At 38.8% G+C, this 16,563-nt stretch carries 20 protein-coding genes and 1 tRNA gene; 7 read left to right on the top strand and 14 right to left on the bottom strand.

Annotated features, from left to right (window positions below):
* Nucleotides 1-28: 28 nt before the first annotated feature.
* Together ACYU0V_RS01310 and ACYU0V_RS01305 are read right to left on the bottom strand one after the other, a co-directional pair.
* Nucleotides 29-1,720 carry an ATP-binding cassette domain-containing protein gene (locus ACYU0V_RS01310; protein ID WP_461848767.1) on the bottom strand — a complete coding sequence of 564 codons (1,692 nt, stop codon included), beginning with the start codon at nucleotides 1,718-1,720 and terminating at the stop codon, nucleotides 29-31.
* A 207-nt stretch (nucleotides 1,721-1,927) separates the two neighbouring features.
* On the bottom strand, nucleotides 1,928-2,479 hold the full coding sequence (locus tag ACYU0V_RS01305) for a helix-turn-helix domain-containing protein (protein WP_461848765.1): 552 nt from the start codon (nucleotides 2,477-2,479) through the stop codon (nucleotides 1,928-1,930).
* A gap of 98 nt (nucleotides 2,480-2,577) precedes the next feature.
* On the opposite strand from ACYU0V_RS01305, the gene ACYU0V_RS01300 reads away from it, so the two are divergent.
* Nucleotides 2,578-3,480: a DMT family transporter gene (locus ACYU0V_RS01300; RefSeq protein WP_461848763.1), complete on the top strand. Its 903-nt coding sequence runs from the start codon at nucleotides 2,578-2,580 to the stop codon at nucleotides 3,478-3,480.
* Nucleotides 3,481-3,515: 35 nt separating this feature from the next.
* Here the strand turns inward: ACYU0V_RS01300 and ACYU0V_RS01295 are convergent, their stop codons facing one another.
* The 4 genes from ACYU0V_RS01295 to ACYU0V_RS01280 are packed head-to-tail and all read right to left on the bottom strand — an operon-like array spanning nucleotide 3,516 to nucleotide 5,846.
* Entirely contained in the window at nucleotides 3,516-3,821 is a 306-nt protein-coding gene (locus ACYU0V_RS01295) for an antibiotic biosynthesis monooxygenase family protein (RefSeq protein ID WP_461848762.1), read from the bottom strand.
* A 3-nt stretch (nucleotides 3,822-3,824) separates the two neighbouring features.
* A complete protein-coding gene (locus ACYU0V_RS01290) occupies nucleotides 3,825-4,217 on the bottom strand; it encodes a DUF4870 family protein (protein WP_005078529.1) in 393 nt (130 codons plus the stop codon).
* Nucleotides 4,218-4,253: 36 nt separating this feature from the next.
* A complete protein-coding gene (locus ACYU0V_RS01285; protein WP_046812843.1) occupies nucleotides 4,254-4,883 on the bottom strand; it encodes a DUF1294 domain-containing protein in 630 nt (209 codons plus the stop codon).
* A gap of 12 nt (nucleotides 4,884-4,895) precedes the next feature.
* Nucleotides 4,896-5,846 carry a homoserine kinase gene (locus ACYU0V_RS01280; RefSeq protein ID WP_057068879.1) on the bottom strand — a complete coding sequence of 317 codons (951 nt, stop codon included), beginning with the start codon at nucleotides 5,844-5,846 and terminating at the stop codon, nucleotides 4,896-4,898.
* Between the two features lie 112 nt (nucleotides 5,847-5,958).
* On the opposite strand from ACYU0V_RS01280, the gene hisF reads away from it, so the two are divergent.
* Nucleotides 5,959-6,717 carry an imidazole glycerol phosphate synthase subunit HisF gene (gene hisF, locus ACYU0V_RS01275; RefSeq protein ID WP_000880078.1) on the top strand — a complete coding sequence of 253 codons (759 nt, stop codon included), beginning with the start codon at nucleotides 5,959-5,961 and terminating at the stop codon, nucleotides 6,715-6,717.
* Nucleotides 6,718-6,757: 40 nt separating this feature from the next.
* On the opposite strand, the gene ACYU0V_RS01270 is transcribed toward hisF, so the two are convergent.
* The gene (locus ACYU0V_RS01270) at nucleotides 6,758-7,396 is read right to left on the bottom strand and encodes a hypothetical protein (RefSeq protein ID WP_461848759.1); all 639 of its coding nucleotides are present in this window, start codon (nucleotides 7,394-7,396) and stop codon (nucleotides 6,758-6,760) included.
* A 108-nt stretch (nucleotides 7,397-7,504) separates the two neighbouring features.
* Here ACYU0V_RS01270 and ACYU0V_RS01265 point away from each other — a divergent pair, with 108 nt between their 5' ends.
* The 3 genes from ACYU0V_RS01265 to ACYU0V_RS01255 all read left to right on the top strand — a co-directional run bounded on the left by ACYU0V_RS01265 (nucleotide 7,505) and on the right by ACYU0V_RS01255 (nucleotide 9,538).
* Nucleotides 7,505-8,509 (top strand): AraC family transcriptional regulator, encoded by a 1,005-nt coding sequence (locus ACYU0V_RS01265; RefSeq protein ID WP_461848757.1) that lies wholly within the window; start codon nucleotides 7,505-7,507, stop codon nucleotides 8,507-8,509.
* Nucleotides 8,510-8,641: 132 nt separating this feature from the next.
* Nucleotides 8,642-9,331 carry an aquaporin Z gene (gene aqpZ / locus ACYU0V_RS01260; protein ID WP_461848755.1) on the top strand — a complete coding sequence of 230 codons (690 nt, stop codon included), beginning with the start codon at nucleotides 8,642-8,644 and terminating at the stop codon, nucleotides 9,329-9,331.
* A 42-nt stretch (nucleotides 9,332-9,373) separates the two neighbouring features.
* Nucleotides 9,374-9,538, top strand: coding sequence for a hypothetical protein (locus tag ACYU0V_RS01255; RefSeq protein WP_334378193.1), 165 nt, complete (start codon nucleotides 9,374-9,376; stop codon nucleotides 9,536-9,538).
* 10 nt (nucleotides 9,539-9,548) lie between these two features.
* Here the strand turns inward: ACYU0V_RS01255 and ACYU0V_RS01250 are convergent, their stop codons facing one another.
* From ACYU0V_RS01250 to ACYU0V_RS01240, 3 genes are all read right to left on the bottom strand, one after another.
* Entirely contained in the window at nucleotides 9,549-9,791 is a 243-nt protein-coding gene (locus tag ACYU0V_RS01250; protein ID WP_000476048.1) for a hypothetical protein, read from the bottom strand.
* A gap of 45 nt (nucleotides 9,792-9,836) precedes the next feature.
* Nucleotides 9,837-10,436: a LysE family translocator gene (locus tag ACYU0V_RS01245; protein WP_005804494.1), complete on the bottom strand. Its 600-nt coding sequence runs from the start codon at nucleotides 10,434-10,436 to the stop codon at nucleotides 9,837-9,839.
* 98 nt (nucleotides 10,437-10,534) lie between these two features.
* On the bottom strand, nucleotides 10,535-11,614 hold the full coding sequence (locus ACYU0V_RS01240) for a DNA/RNA non-specific endonuclease (protein WP_060465024.1): 1,080 nt from the start codon (nucleotides 11,612-11,614) through the stop codon (nucleotides 10,535-10,537).
* Nucleotides 11,615-11,869: 255 nt separating this feature from the next.
* On the opposite strand from ACYU0V_RS01240, the gene ACYU0V_RS01235 reads away from it, so the two are divergent.
* Nucleotides 11,870-12,313 carry a hypothetical protein gene (locus ACYU0V_RS01235; protein ID WP_060465025.1) on the top strand — a complete coding sequence of 148 codons (444 nt, stop codon included), beginning with the start codon at nucleotides 11,870-11,872 and terminating at the stop codon, nucleotides 12,311-12,313.
* A gap of 57 nt (nucleotides 12,314-12,370) precedes the next feature.
* On the opposite strand, the gene ACYU0V_RS01230 is transcribed toward ACYU0V_RS01235, so the two are convergent.
* A complete protein-coding gene (locus ACYU0V_RS01230) occupies nucleotides 12,371-14,248 on the bottom strand; it encodes a potassium transporter Kup (RefSeq protein WP_044099756.1) in 1,878 nt (625 codons plus the stop codon).
* 118 nt (nucleotides 14,249-14,366) lie between these two features.
* Between ACYU0V_RS01230 and ACYU0V_RS01225 the strand changes: the two genes are divergently transcribed.
* A tRNA-Ser gene (locus ACYU0V_RS01225) sits at nucleotides 14,367-14,456 on the top strand.
* Between the two features lie 65 nt (nucleotides 14,457-14,521).
* Here ACYU0V_RS01225 and ACYU0V_RS01220 read toward each other — a convergent pair.
* From ACYU0V_RS01220 to ACYU0V_RS01210, 3 genes are all read right to left on the bottom strand, one after another.
* Nucleotides 14,522-14,863, bottom strand: a complete 342-nt coding sequence (locus ACYU0V_RS01220; RefSeq protein WP_001017481.1) for a DHCW motif cupin fold protein — start codon at nucleotides 14,861-14,863, stop codon at nucleotides 14,522-14,524.
* A 133-nt stretch (nucleotides 14,864-14,996) separates the two neighbouring features.
* Nucleotides 14,997-15,776 (bottom strand): hypothetical protein, encoded by a 780-nt coding sequence (locus ACYU0V_RS01215; protein ID WP_068613976.1) that lies wholly within the window; start codon nucleotides 15,774-15,776, stop codon nucleotides 14,997-14,999.
* A gap of 144 nt (nucleotides 15,777-15,920) precedes the next feature.
* Entirely contained in the window at nucleotides 15,921-16,478 is a 558-nt protein-coding gene (locus tag ACYU0V_RS01210) for an NAD(P)H-dependent oxidoreductase (RefSeq protein ID WP_461848753.1), read from the bottom strand.
* Nucleotides 16,479-16,563: the final 85 nt, after the last annotated feature.

Here is a 16,563-nt window from a genome sequence, read left to right as displayed (position 1 = left end):
TAGGCTCTTTTTTATTTTTTGATTATCTTTAGTTTAATAACTTTTCTAAATCGATTACCTCATCCGCAATTTCCATCGCATACGGTGAATGCGTAATCATGATCACGGATGGAACAACCTGCTGAATATATTCAAGTATATTTTTTGCAGTATCTACATCCAAGGCGGCAGTTGGTTCGTCTAGGATGATGAGCTGCGGGCGAGCTAAAAGACCTCGAAGAATGCAAATCCTTTGCTTTTCTCCTCCTGAAAAATTCTTATAAATTTCAGCTAAATCATCATCGAGCGTTAGTTGATGCTTTTTCAAAATATGTAATAGATTAAATTGATCAAGCATCTGAAGTAAGTAAGAATCCTCATATATGTGCGAGGAGTTATAAACTAAATTATCTCTAAGGGAATAAGGAAAAATAACTGGTTGCTGTGCAACGTAAACAACCTCATCAAAAATATGCTTAGAGAAATTTTGGCTAATATCAATATTCTTATAGCAAAGCTGCCCTGATTGAATCTGGTAGACACCCATTAAATAATTCATTAGAGAAGTTTTTCCCAAGCCAGTTTGCCCAATCACTACATACGTTTTATTGGGTAATATTTTTAAATTAAAATGATCTACGGCTCGTTTCCCAAGTAAAAATTTAACATTTATAAATTGAAAGAGAACGTTAGAGTCTTGAACGATAGAATGCGTATAATTTTCTTTATTGAGATCAAAGTATTTTCGATATTTTGCTAAGGCGACAAAGTTGCCATTTAAACGCATCAAGCTTTGGGAAACCGCCAGAAATGGATTGGTGAGTTGAATAATATAGGTACTTATCAATACAAAAGCACCCGGTGTAAGCTGCTTTTCAGTTGAAAGAAATACGGTAAATAACATAAAAAATAGTAAAAAAAGAAAGATCAGAAACAATTGAGAAATCATCAATAGCCCTATTTTCTTGTTCCTATCTTTAGCTGTTTTGATGAATGAGTCTAACGTGGTATTAAATTTTGATAATTGGAACGGTACTGCATTTTTTACTTTAATTTCATATGAATTTGAGATCTGATGTATCAAATGGCTATTTACCTGATTATCTTGTTGATACATCGAATCGAATAAAGAACTGCTTGTTTTATTGATATGAAAGGAAACTAAAAAAATAACAATAGCTACCAATAAAAAACTGATACTAAAAAGTAAGCTAATGGTTGTAAATAGCACTGCAAAGATCATAACCAATTGAAAAATGATCGGTCCCAAATGAAGCAATAACGTTAAATTAATCTCACCAAAAGCAGAACTTCCTCTTGCTAGATCACTGATCACTGTTCCAGCCTCAATTTGATCTTGCTCATCTTTTTTAAGATTTAAATAATTTTTTAGTCCCGCAAAGATTAATGCACTTTTGAAATCAACCATCAAATAAGCACTAAAAATATTTTTCGTCCAATTACATAACTCATTCGCTAACCATGCTGCCGCATATGCGAGTACGATTAGATATAAGAAATTAAATGGAAGTCGAATATCTAGTGAAAAGTTATATGCCTGTGCAGAGTAATCAATAATAATTTTTAATAGGTATGGCAATAATGTCGTAAAGAATGCTGTAAACATCACTAATAAAAACATGAGAAACATACTACCTTTCTGTTTCTTATAATTTTCTTTAGAAACCTGCCATAAAAATTTATAGTTTTGAATATCTTGCGAACTTAATAAAAACTTCATTTCTATATCTTTTTTCTATTAAAACGAGTTAAAAATAATTTCATTACACAAGAAATATCATAACTTGCCTTAGTTACTCTTATTCATATTTTTTTGTTTAAATTGAATTCGTAGATTTTTAAGATAGGTCATATGCATCATATATGCCTTCAATAAACTGCATAAATTTTAAAAACATATATTTTATTAAAAAGCTTAAATTCCAAATCAATACACCACATTACGAGTAAATTTAAGCTCTTGGTTACCACTATTGATATAGGTATAAGTAACAGAACTTTCAAAAATAAAAGACGAACCAGCAGATATTATTTTTTTGCTGTCAGTAAATTGTATGGTCAATTCACCTTCTAGTACGTAAATAATTTCCTGCCATCCATCTGCATCTGCTTCCGCCACGTAAGACTCTCCCACTGCCAAAGACCATATCCAAAGCTCAACTTGGGAACGAGATGGAACTGAAGCGAGCAAGGTTGCTTTACTTTCTTCATCTTTACCCTGCCAAGCGAGTGCATTTACTACAGCATGTTCTTTTAGCTCAGGCGCACTCACAATTGTTCTAAAATCTACTCCCAACACTGCCGCAATCGCATCGAGTTTAGCTAAGCTAATGTTGACTTGGCCTGTTTCCAGAGCAGCAATGGTACGTCTACTTACACCTGCCCGATCAGCCAAGTCCTGTTGGCTTAAACTGCGCTCATCTCTTAATGAACGGATATTTGTGCCTACATGTTGTAAAACGCTACTCGACTGGCTCATAAAATAGATGAATAAAGAAAATTTGAGCAATATATTGCACAAAACAGAAGAATAGCGCAATATGTGCAGTATATTGCACAATTCCTTTTAGTTTGAGTATGTCACCAACTTATCAGAGTTCAAGCAAAGTTCCTCAATTAGCTCTCATTTTGATTACGGTCATTTGGGGTGGAACATTTCTAACTGTGCAGTACGCACTGAATTTTTCATCACCTATGTTTTTTGTAGGCTGTCGTTTTGCTGTAGCGGCTCTTACTTTGCTTCTTATTTCATTAAAAAGTATGAAAGGTGTTACTTTAAAAGATTTAGGCGCTGGTAGTGTGATTGGCCTTGTGATTGCGGCAGGCTACGGCACCCAGAGCATTGGTCTACAAACCATTCCGAGTAGTGAATCAGCATTTTTAACAGCGCTATATGTTCCGCTTGTTCCTATTTTAATGTGGCTCATCTTTAGAAAAACTCCACATATTATGACTTGGGTGGGAGCTGCTCTTGCGTTTGCTGGCCTTGTTTTCTTAACGGGAAATGGTTTTGAGCAAATTTCATTAAGTTTTGGGCAGCTGTTAACAATCTTGGGTGCCTTTGCGATTGCTTTAGAAATTATTTTTATTAGCTACTTTGCTGGAAAGGTAAATTTACGCCGCGTCACAATCATTCAACTTGGTGTCGCTTCTCTACTTTCTTTCGCCATCATGCCTGTAGTGGGTGAACATACGATTCCAGCATTTTCATGGCCCCTAGTACTGATTGCTATTGCATTAGGTTTAGCGAGTGCACTCATTCAATTTATTATGAACTGGGCTCAACGTGTGGTTGATCCTTCACGTGCTGCAATTATCTATGCAGGCGAACCCGTTTGGGCGGGCATTATTGGCAGAATTGCCGGTGAGCGTTTGCCATTGATTGCCCTTTTTGGGGGTGCGTTAGTGGTCTTAGGTGTTTTAATCAGTGAGTTAAAAATTAAACTACCAATTAAAAAAAATAAAAGTATTCAAGAATAAAAAAGAGAGCTTAATGCTCTCTTTTTTACTATCTATTATTTTTTCTTCAATGAAATACAAGGCTGGTAGTACTCAACCATCGGCATTGGATCATAAAATGGATGGAGTAAAGTCTTCCATTCCTGATAAGCCTCAGACTTCCTAAATCCTTCTGTATGATTTTCGATTTCATCCCAGAAAATCATTAAAATATAATGATGGGGATCGGTTGCATGCTTAATCAGTTGGACCGCATTGAAGCCTTCCATTGGATAAACAATATGTTTAGCCTGCTCGAATGCTTTAAGAAATGCTTCACTTTGCCCAGACTTTATACTCAGATGCACATGTTCAATAATCATGATTTATTGATACATCGGACGGTTATCGTTTAACGCAATCAAACCACGAATGGCACGATATACAATCCAGATCCACGCAGCACCAATTACGCCCACACAGAATACGGTCGATGAAACGGCAACGCCTGCAAATAGATTAGTATTTTCGCCCGTAAAGAACAGGAAAATAAACGGCAGAAAGGCAATAATATTCCAAGCCAGATACCACCAGAATGTTCTAATTTGCCATGTAAAGTGGCTCGCGAAAATCGAGCCTTGTACATCAGAACGTTTTACGTAGTTAATAATTAAAGCAATAACCGCAAGTAAGCCGCCTGTAAAAATGGCAACAATATAAAGTACATATAAAATAAGTGTTAAAGTACGATTTGGATCTTGGTCGATAGAACTATTCATTTTTATACCTCTCAAGTTTAATAAAACGATTTACTTTTATGAGCCCCGCAATACGTTTAAGGGAGAAATTAGCCACAAAATCAAAAGTAAATGAAAGAATATGGTACAAAAATAAATCTTACGAAAGGGTTGTTTTTGTGTTTTATGTCTCAGTTTTTGTTGTGCCCACCATGCAGCTGGCCAACCTCCTAAAAAGCTAACAATGTGCAATGTTTGTTCAGGTACACGGCGATTACCCAATTGTGCGGCTTCTTTGTCTTGTGAATAGAGCCAATAACTTAAGGCATTCATCATTAAAACAAATAACAAGGTGTAGGCGGGTAAAATATGAATAAAACTCATAATTCCCATTAAAACGAAATAAAACACGATCCCCATTTGCATTGCAGACCAAGGGCTAGCTTGAAAAGAAGATTCTGCTTTTGCAGGTTTGGACGCTTTTCGAGTTTGAGATGCTTTTAAATAAGTGACCTGCTGAGCACGAAAACGACCTCGTTCGTCGAGAATCACCCGATATTCCAGTGCACAGCCAATAATTGGCCGAGGTCCGGGGCGTGCAAAATCCTTGATATGCAAAAAGACTCGTTCTTTTTCAGCATCATCCGGCTGAATAAAGCCATAACCTTTTTCGTCGAACCATTCGACTAAACGCCCCTGATCTCGCATCTTTATTCCCTTTTATGCTTTTACATGACTTAAACGGTCTTGCATCATTGCTCGCATTTCTTGCGGGTCTTTTTGCAAAATGTCATCGCCGGTACGTCCTTCTTCTTTATTTTTTTGAGCAACTTGCAAACGCATTGACCAAAAACGGCACGCTGCCATTGCCAAGAATACATCTAAACACTCAAGTTCATCTGAAGTCAGCGCACGAACTTTCTGGTATGCCTCTAAGTAAGCTGCTACCTTATTTGAGTTTAAATGCGCTGCCGGATATTCGGTACAAAAATCATTGATGGTAATCGCAATATCAAATAGCAATTCATCTTGATTTAACTCATAAAAATCTAGAATACCTTGTAATTGCTCACCTTCAAACAAAGTATTGTCGCGGAACAAATCAGAGTGAATAAAACCTGTTGGTCGATTTAAATACTGCGCTGTTTTCGCATTAAAAGCTTGATAGACCTGCTCAAGTAAAGTTTGATCATCTTGAGTCATGCTTGGTTTCAGCTGCTCTGCAACACCTGTCCAGTATTGGTGATCACGGCGATATTCACGTTCAAGTGGAAAATCTTGTAAAGCCACATGCAGTTTCGCCTGTGCATCTGCAATCGCTGCAACTTGCGCTACTGTGGTTTGCATGGGATGGTGACCCATTAAACGTGGTGCAATCTGTGCAGGCTTGTCTGCAATCACATGAACCGCTTGTCCGCTATGTTTTAACGGCACAGCAACGGGTACATCATGAGTTCCTAATTGTTCAAGTACAGGAATAAGTTCGCCCGCCCCTTGTGCATCTAACTCTTCAAACACGGTAAGTACATATTGTTTGCGGTTTACATCAACCAGAAAATAATTGGTGTTTTGAATACCTCCCTGAATTGGGTTCAGCTCCAACACCTCTAATCCATAAGGTGCAGCAAAGGTGCGAACTTCATCTAAACTCAACGGGGTATAAACCGACATGGAAAACCTGCAAAAAACATCTGTGAAGTTTGATAGAATACCTCTTCCCTCCATGAAGGTGTAGCGCCTGTGTAGGAACTTTCACCAACGGCGATTATTTTTGGAAAAAGCTATGCTTGCTAAACGTATTATTCCTTGCCTAGACGTTGATAACGGACGCGTAGTTAAAGGCGTTCAATTCCTCGATATTCGTGATGCTGGCGACCCTGTTGAAGTGGCACGTCGCTATAACGAACAAGGTGCAGACGAAATTACTTTCTTAGACATTACCGCTACACATCATGGACGCGATACCACTTATCGTACTGTTGAACGTATGGCCGAGACTGTATTTGTGCCATTAACTGTCGGTGGTGGTGTACGTAAGGTTGAAGATATTCGTGCGTTATTAAATGCAGGTGCAGATAAAGTGAGTATTAACTCAGCTGCCGTATTTAATCCGGAATTTGTTCAAGAAGCTTCTCAGCACTTTGGCGCGCAATGTATTGTGGTTGCGATTGATGCCAAAAAAACTGGCGATAACAAATGGGAAATCTTTACTCACGGTGGCCGTAAACCAACAGGTATTGATGCCATTGAATGGGCAGTAAAAATGGCTGACTACGGTGCGGGCGAGTTGCTGATTACCAGTATGGACGCGGATGGTACTAAAGCAGGTTACGATATTGCATTAATGCGTGCTATTAATGACCGCGTTACCATTCCAACGATTGCCTCAGGCGGTGTAGGTAACTTACAACACCTTGCAGATGGTATTTTACAAGGTGGTGCCGATGCAGTATTGGCGGCAAGTATTTTCCACTTTGGTCAATATACGATTCCGGAAGCTAAACAATATTTGGCTGAACAAGGCATCGAAATGCGCTTGTAAGCTTATTTATATTTAAAGGGGCGATATGCCCCTTTATTTTTTATGCCGCACCATTTATTTCTTTCACTTCACCAGGAAGTTCTAGTTTTTCTTTTTTCTCGACCCATTTTGCTGGAAAGATTTTTTCTACAGCTTGAGTTAACGGTTTAGCAAATAAAGTAGGCAACCGAATACCCGAAGGGTTTTGTTCTTTTAAATCTGCTGAAGACACCACACGTGTTCCCATTACATAGTCAAACCAAGGCTTCGTGACACACCAATTGGCGTCTTGATTAGAGTTCATGTGGTGGTCGTAATGCCATGGAATTTTACGCTTTGCCCAGTCAGGCTCTAAATGTGCACGGCGATGAATATAATAATAATTTCCTGCACTGTACCAAGCTGCGAGTGCCATACCTTTTGAAAACGGATAGAAAATTGCACTTGAAACGGTTGCCACCACAGCAAGCGAAATTAACTCATTTTTAGTTCGCCAGTTTCCCACTCCCTCAACATAGCAATCATCATGAAATTGTTGTTTGCGGACTTCACGATGGTGTGCCCAATGAGATTCCATACTTTTTGGTACTGGGCTATAACGTGGTTTTCCAGCACGGTGTACACCATGCAAAATATATTTGTGTGCTACCCATTCAAATGCATTCGCAACTGCAATTCCGGCAATAAACCCTTTTAACATCACCTAACTCCTTTTCTTTTTATTCAGCATATAAAATTCGTTATGCTAGGTATTGACCAGAACTTATGGTTTCATTGACAAATCACGACAAGAAAGAGGTGGTTAGGGATGCCACAACTAAAGAATTATACAGGCTCAGTGTATGGAGGGCTGGGACATCTATTAAAAGCTTATTGCGAAGCAAATGAATTAGCTATTCCAGAACAATTAGAACAAATTCAAAATCTGGAACGCTTTGACTATGTGGTTTGGCGTGATCTATTAGAAGTGATTTATAAACTAGACCCAAAGCCGGGTTTAGGGCTAGAAATTGCCAAATATGTGCAACCCAAACACTTAGGGATTATTGCTTACCTCGCGCTCTCTTGCGACAACTTAGGTGAAGCCTTAATTCGCTATCATGATTTTCACCGTCTGATTTATGACGGGAGCCCATTAGTGGTTGAGCTACAAGGGAGATATGGTTCTATTCGCTGGGAAGCGACTGAGCTACACCCTACCCAGCTTACCGATGAAATCGCGATTGCGTTGGTGATTCAGTTCTTACGTCTTTTTATGTCTCATGAAGATGTGCATTTACATGAAGTACATTTCTTAAATGCTGCCCCTAAAAATATCAGGGTTTATGAACAATACTTCCAATGTCCCGTTCGTTTTAGCCAACCACGTACAGAGTTGCTCATTCCAATTACAGAAATTCATAAGCCACTTAGCAGCGCTGACCACACATTGCAGCAACTATTGGTTCAGCAAGCACAAGCACTTTTAGAACAATTACCAAATTCGACCCAACTTGATCAGCGTTTACAGCATTCAATTTTGACTGGGCTACAAAAGAATCAATATCAAATTGAACATATTGCTGCTCAATTAGGCCTATCAGTTCGACAACTCCAACGACACTTACAACAACAAGACACCACCTTTCAGGAACGCGTTCAACAAGTGCGCTTTATGCTCGCAACCGAGTATTTAAAAGATCCGCATTTAAGCTTACAAGAGATCGCACTTTTACTTTGTTATTCAGAACAAAGTGCTTTTCAAAGAGCATTTAAACATTGGACCAATCAAACACCCCAGCAATGGAGGGATCAATTTTTAGACAAAGAATAGCCAACCAAAACTTACAAATCTTTTCTTGATTAAAACAACACTGAAAACAAAAATTTCATATAGTCACATGCTTAATTTTTTGTGACATATTTCACACTAATTAAAAAATACATCAATAGATGAGTAATCACAATGAATAAATATTTTGCTGAATTCCTAGGTACGTTTTGGCTAGTCTTTGGTGGTTGTGGTAGCGCAGTTTTAGCCGCAGCTTTCCCTGAACTTGGTATTGGCTTTGCAGGTGTAGCCCTTGCCTTTGGTTTAACCGTACTCACAGGTGCTTATGCTCTAGGGCATATCTCAGGTGGACATTTTAATCCCGCGGTAAGTGTTGGCCTTTGGGTCGGTGGCCGCTTCGATGTTAAAGATTTAATTCCCTATATCGTTGCTCAAGTGGTCGGTGCGACTGCTGCTGCATTTGTTCTCTATATTATTGCTCAAGGCCAAGCAGGCTTTAGCGGTGTTGGTGGTTTTGCTACCAACGGTTTTGGTGACTTATCACCAAACAAGTTTGGCTTAGGTTCTGCTTTCATTATTGAAGTGGTTCTTACAGCTTTCTTCTTAATCATTATTTTAGGTGCAACTGATCGCCGTGCGCCTAATGGCTTCGCTCCTATTGCAATTGGTTTGGGCTTAACACTCATTCACTTAATCAGTATTCCAGTGACGAACACTTCGGTAAACCCTGCACGTAGTACAGGCGTTGCGTTCTTTGCTGAAACTGCTGCGTTAAGTCAATTGTGGTTGTTCTGGGTGGCACCGATTCTAGGAGCTGTGATTGGGGCAATTATTTATAAGGTGGTAGCTGGCGATAAAGATTAACTTTACCTAGACTCAATCTACTATCGCGGATAGGTGACATGGATGTCACCTGTTGAACAGGGGTACATGGATGTACCCTCTGATCAACAAAGCCTTTTGTTTACTTTTGGGCTTTCAAAAGTAAAAAATGTCTATACACATTTAATAAAGTTTAACGTGGTATTAAAGACTGTATGGCAGCACGCCCATGTTAAATATTACGCATAGCATGCATAAATTATAAAAACGGATTATTAATTTCTTGTTCAGCTGGACGTTCAATTTTCTCAGGCAATTCTTCTTTTTCCAAAGCCGCAACAACATCATTTAAAAAGCTCTGCAATGCCTTTGCCTGTTCTAACCCAACTTTGTCTTTGGTAATTTGCAAGTTGCCGTAAATGCTGATGCAATCGACATCATTTTCTAATGTTAAATCTTCAATTGAAGAAGACTCTGTACCCTTTTCAAATGGCTTAAACATAGGTCTTATCTCGTTGTTATATCTTCACAGTGTAATACGATCAATTTAAAAAAAATCGATCAAAATTAAAAGAGCCGATAAAATTAAAAAAGCGCCCATCAAGATATTAAAATATTTCAAACGGTTGCCCTGATTGAGCACCACTGAAAATTTATCACCACAGAACCCCCAAAAGAACAAACACGCGTAGCAAGTGAAAAAATAAATAACGATAAAGATCGGCAACGACTGCGGGTTTTCAATGCTAGTAAACATGGTAATGCCTGACACACAAGCCAACCACGCTTTGGGATTCAGCCATTGTAATAAGAACCCATCTTTAAAATTAGGAATAATCATTTGTTCTACAGGAGCACTGGAAATAGAAATATTTGCAGCAGAAAGAATAATTTTAATCCCGATATAACAAACAAATAGCGTTCCACAAACTGCAAGAATCTTTAATACAACAGGAAACTGAGTTAATAAACTCTGAAGACCAAATGCCATAAAAATTAAAAGCAGGGTAAAACCAATTGTGGCGCCTGAAATATAGGGAAGCGATCTTTTTAAACCGTGATTTAAACTGGTCGATAAAATGACAGTATTTACTGGCCCTGGGGTTATAGACATTGCAAATGAAAAAAGAAACATCGAGGCAAACATTGTTATTGTCCTTATTAAAATAGAATCCATAGACAGATCTGTCTATGGATTCTATTTTAATCAATTACGGTGTTGCAATAACAATCAAAAAAAGCTGCTTATTTCATTATTTGCAAGAAATAGTTCACCAAGGCTTCTACCAGTTGTTTCACAATCGCCTTTCTCGTTTCTTCATCAATTGTTGGAACTTTTGCTTCCATTGGCTCCGAAGAACCAGTTTTTTGCTTTTTAAATTGGTCTTGTAGCGCTTGAATCTGGTCAGCGTTTAGGTCTTGCTCACACTGACTTTCGCCATCCCAGTGTAAATAGTCTAGCTTTTGATTTGGCTTAACTTGGCTCGCTGTTAAAGGTAGACGATAAACATTACGCTTTTGTTGCTCGGTTAACTGCGGGAACAGATTAACGCCTAAGCGCTCCTCGAGGTAGCAAACACTCACAACCTTCACTTGTAGAGAGTTATTGTTAGGTGCGTAGTAAGCCCCAATAGCGCCAGTTTTTGGCATATACACCGCTTTATAAACTGCGGTAGGAACAATGACACCCTGCCCAATCGTCTTAAGACGCTTGCCTTCAAAAACAGGACCGGTCACCACATAAACATCTTGTTTTTGTTTAGTGGCAATAGCACGGGTCGCTTCTTCGAGCTTACGCCAGACTTCTTGGTTATTTTTAGGCGCTTGCGGCACCATGTTACTGAGCGAGAAACTATCAGATTGGGATTCTTTATTTGGCATATCACCATTTGGCGCCATATGCCCACGGTCATAGCCTGAACCGCGATAGTCACTTAACAGTGCCCGATGTCTTTGAGCAACACGGGTTTCTTCATGAAAATTATCTTCACGCTTAATTTTGACACTTAAACGTTCTGCATTTAAATGCTCTGCCGACCACAACGGCGTTTTAGAAATGCCTGAATACAAAACGTTAAAGCCATTAAAACACAGCGGATAACTGTCTTTTTTTAGGCTGTCTTTATTTAAAGCAGGTGGAACTTCACGATAGAACTGATTAAGACAAGTCGAGTTAGTCGTTAAAGGTGAAAACCACTGCGAAATCTTTTCACTACCAAAAGCAATCGCAAAACTTCCCGCAGCAATACAAGCAAGAATAATCTTGCCAAAATGCTGACTTATAGAGAATGAGTTTGTACCTTTACTACGTTTTTTACTTGCCATGTTTCTATCAATACCACTGTCCACACGCAGCTTAACAATCCTGCTTTTTTAAGTATATCTCTTATCTTTCAAATGGTTAAAACATGGTCATCTTTTTTGTAACTCCATTACCCATTACGTAACAATCTGTTGGAATTATGAGAGCCTTTGGCTATTGAATTGCGCCAATTGCGTATCTTTCGTTGAAAAACACTGATTGCTTATGACATGGTTAGCTCCACAAATTTGGATAAAAATATAATCGGAGTCCACTTAATGATCCATTCAAAGATTATTGGTATTGGCGTAATCACGGGATTATGTAGTATGGCCGCTTTGGCTGAGCCAGCAGTCCAGCCAGGAGATACTTTAGAAAGTTTGTCTAAAGTAAAAGTAACCACAACCGTAAATGGCCAACCAGGCTCTATTAGCGATTTAGTCAATAGCGGACAAGTACAGCAAGTTTCTGCTGCACCAACAAATGCAGCGCCTACAGGTGCTCCTATTCCTGCGGACGTTCCACCAGCGCCTCCAGCAGGCGGTGAAATTGCGCCACCAGCAGCACCAACTGATGCAGTACCACCTGCACCGAACCAAGCGCCTCCAGCGCCACAAGATCCGAACACTCCACCGCCTCCGGCAGATCCGAGTCAGTCGGCAGACCCGATGGCAAAAGACGGTGCTTTACCAGCAGATGCACCTATGCAACAAGCTCAATAATCAGAGCCATAAAAAAAACCAAGACTTATGTCTTGGTTTTTTTTATTACATCAATTTTTATATTTCGATTTGACTACCTAATTCAACCACACGGTTGGTTGGAATCTGGTAGAAGTCACTCACCGGACTGGTATTACGCTGCATAGAGATAAACAGTTTTTCTCTCCATGGAGACATACCATCGCCCACCGAATGAACAATACGATCGCGCGAAATGAAGAAGCTGATGTGCATCAAGTCATATTCAAGACCGAGCTGTTCATAGGCTTGCATCAATGCTTTTGGTACATTCATTTCATCTTTAAAACCGTAGAAGATTTTAATACGGAAGAAATGTTCAGCTAAAGTTTCAGTCGTAATACGCTCTTCTGGCGCAACAAACGGTACATCTTCAATCACTACCGTCACCAAGATATTACGCTGATGCAGTACCTTGTTGTGCTTGATGTTATGCAGCATGGCATGCGGCACAACGTTCGGTGTACCTGTCATAAAGACCGCATCACCCGGCACCCAGTGCACGCTATTACCAATACTTTTCACAAACAAATCTAGAGCCAAGGTGTCATGTTCAAGCTTAGCAAATGTAAGCTCACGACCACGTTTCCATGTCATTAAGATGGTCACGGCAATCGCACCAATGAGTAATGGCACCCAACCACCTGACAAGATTTTAAGTGAAGTTGCACCGACCAATACCGACTCTAAAACAAAGAACGGAATAATCAGGAGCAGCACTTTTGGCAAGCTCCACTTCCAAGCCGAGTAAATAAATACCGCAACCAAAATCGTGTCACAAAGCATCGTCAAGGTCACAGCTAAACCATACGCACTTGCCAAGTTCGAACTGCTTTTGAAGATCAAAATTAGGATAATAATTGCGATTAAAAGTAACCAGTTTAAGAAAGGAATATAAATCTGGCCTTCTTCAGACTCAGACGTATGTTTAATACTTAAACGTGGTAAATAACCCAATTGAATCGCTTGGCGCGCAAGAGAAAACACCCCAGAAATTACAGCTTGAGAGGCAATTACCGTTGCCATGGTTGCCATAATAATCATTGGGTAAAGTGCCCATTGCGGAACCAATAAATAGAACGGGTTTTCAATTGCCGCTGGATCTCTGAGTAATAATGCACCCTGTCCTGCATAGTTTAAAACCAAACATGGCAACACCACAAAGAACCAAGCTAAACGAATCGGCACTGGTCCGAAATGTCCCATATCGGCATAAAGTGCTTCACCGCCAGTTACTGTTAACACTACAGCACCCATCACAAAAAATGTCATGATTGGATGGTGATAGATAAACTGAATGGCCCAGTGTGGACTGAACATGCCCAGCACAACAGGGGTCTGAATGACGCTGTGAAGACCCAATAATCCTAAAGATAAAAACCATACCATCGTGATCGGGCCAAAAAACTTACCGACAAAGGCCGTACCGTGTTTTTGTACTAAAAACAACGAGATGATAATGGTAATCGCAATCGGCATGATGAATGGGTCAAACACATCAGTTGCAATAGACAAGCCTTCAACAGCTGACAATACCGAAATGGCTGGGGTAATAATACCGTCACCAAAAAACAGCGATGCACCGATAAATCCAATGGCAATCATGTAGATTTTTTTGTTGTCGGCAATTTTGGCTTTACGTAAGTTCAATGCGAGTAAGGCCATGATCCCGCCTTCGCCGTTGTTGTCTGCACGCATGACAATCGCGACATACTTGATGCTGATGATCAGCATTAAGCACCAAAAAATAATAGATAAAATTCCTAATACGTTTTCAGGCTGAATTCCCAACCCATGCGCTGCATGGAAGGACTCTTTCAAGGCATAGAGCGGACTTGTTCCGATGTCTCCAAAGACCACTCCAAGAGCTGCCAAAGCCGTGGCAGGCAAGGTCGCTTTTTTGGCCGTATTTTGCATTGTGTAATTAAACCAATATGATTTTTAGCGCAATCTTATCACCTCTATTATTTTTTTTCTGTAATGCTCGTCTTAAATCTTGGCAGGACTCGTTTTTTTAGTTACTATCGCACGCCTTGGTGAGGTGTCCGAGTGGCTTAAGGAGCACGCCTGGAAAGTGTGTATACGTTTGCGCGTATCGAGGGTTCGAATCCCTCTCTCACCGCCAGAATTCAAAAAAGACCTAAATCGTTTAGATTTGGGTCTTTTTTATTTAACTTAAATAAAATTAATTTAATCAACGATAAGTAACTTCGCACCATTCAGGCTAAAAGACTGGTGTGGCTCTGAATTATCTCCTACTTGATAACTCATACCTGAAGTTAAAGTAAATGTTCGCCCATCTTTCAACCTACTTTCTAGCTCACCTTCTAGGCAAAATAGTATGTGCCCTTTTTCACACCAATGGTCAGCCAAGTAGTTTGCTGAGTACTCGACAAGTCTTACTCTAATTTTATTTGTTTCTTCACCAAAAAATTGAGTTTTCCAATAAGCTTTTCCTGTTTCACCACTATATTCAGTGACTTCAATTTCTTCCCAATTTGTAATTTGAAATGGAAAAGGTGCGATATTCATAGTTTTTCCAAAGACGTATTATTGTGTTTTCAACTTATAGACAAAATTGGTTTTTGCAAACACTTTAAAAATATTATCTCTTAAAGCCAACGCCCAACTAAGAAAGAAACTCATTAGATTTCTCTAATCAGCCTTAATCCAGATCAAAAACTTCTAATGACTCTACATAAGGCAAAATAAGATATTCATGATTAGATAAATGTTGTTCTAGCTGGTTATGAGTTGTTTGGTTGAATTGATAAAAGTTGCTCAACTCATTAAGCAATTGAGGAGTTTTATTTGCATCAAATTTTGATGTTTTAATAAAGAATAATAAGCTTGCCCCTAAACCCACATACTCTAAGCCATAGTTTTGATCTAAATGCTCAATCAAGCTAAAAGACTCAAAAGGGTTCAAATCACAAGTAAAGTAACCATTGAGGCATGCTGCAAATTTTTTACTTTCAGTTTGAATATTGACTAACTTTACTTGAATAACTTCATCTAAAATTTTTTCTGGTTCAGCATTGATCTGTAGCAGAGTTGCCTGATCTTCATCGCTATAGTTAAGTTTTTTTGGTAAGTTATTAAAGTTTAAATAATTTTCTGGCTTTAATAATTGTTCAATATGGTATCGCAGCTCTAAAGGTCGAGTATTTTCCCAACTTGCTGCACTGTCATCTTCAACGAATTCTGTGGTATCAAAATAAAGCCCCTCTCCCATTGAAGCATGCATAGACGTGTATTCGCACTGTCCTATATCTTCTAAAAGTAATAATACTTTTTTAGGGAAATGTTTCTGCTTAATTTCTGAATATAAGTTAACAACATCGTTCCATGAGTTTATTTCACTGATTGTTGCGTAGCATATTAATTCATGAGCATCTTCAGTTATAAGGGAATTTTCTTTTTCTTTAATGCGAAAAACGGTCATAATTTTTTAAATTTAATCTATATTTAACGAACATTTATATCATAAATAAATCGTATATTTAACTTAATACCTTAATCCATGTTTTTAAAAAATCTTCTATATAAAAGACCCAAACCTCACGCTTAGGTCTCCTCCTCTTAAAAATTACTCAGACAACGCTAATAACTTCTTAACATACTCAATCGCATTATTTTCGATGTCTTGATGAGTCGGAACATCGTCGTCTTCAGAAGGGTTAGTGTCTAAACCATAAAATGCATGAAGCGGTTGATAATCCGCGCCAACATATAAAGCCGTTAGCTTAAATGGAGTAAAAATCTGCTCTAAAGAAAGCTTGTATTCACCATACTCTGAATAAACTTTTTCTTTCACACCAGCAGATACAGCCAACATAAATTTCTTATTTTTAAGCTTATCGCCTGTTGAACCATACGCCCAACCATAGGTCAAAACCTCATCAAGCCATTGTTTCAAAAGCGGCGGGCTGTTAAACCAATACACTGGAAATTGAAAGACTAAATTTTCGTGTTCTTCTACCAATGCTTGCTCTTTGGCAACATCAATTACCCCATCTGGGTAGGCTTGATAAATTTGGTGAACTGTAAATTGGTCTGGGTGTTTTTCTAATTCCTCTACCCATCTTTTATTTACAACTGATTGGTCTATGTGAGGATGGGTAACAATGACTAATGTCTTTTTCATTATGAAAACACTCTTATCGAAAAGTAGATAAATCGATTATAGAAGTGTGCTTTCCTAAATATAAGTACGGTAATTTATGTTATAT

It is taken from the genome of Acinetobacter sp. X9, from assembly GCF_054889255.1.
Note: the sequence above shows the minus strand (reverse complement) of the source record. Positions and strands in the feature narration are given on the sequence as shown.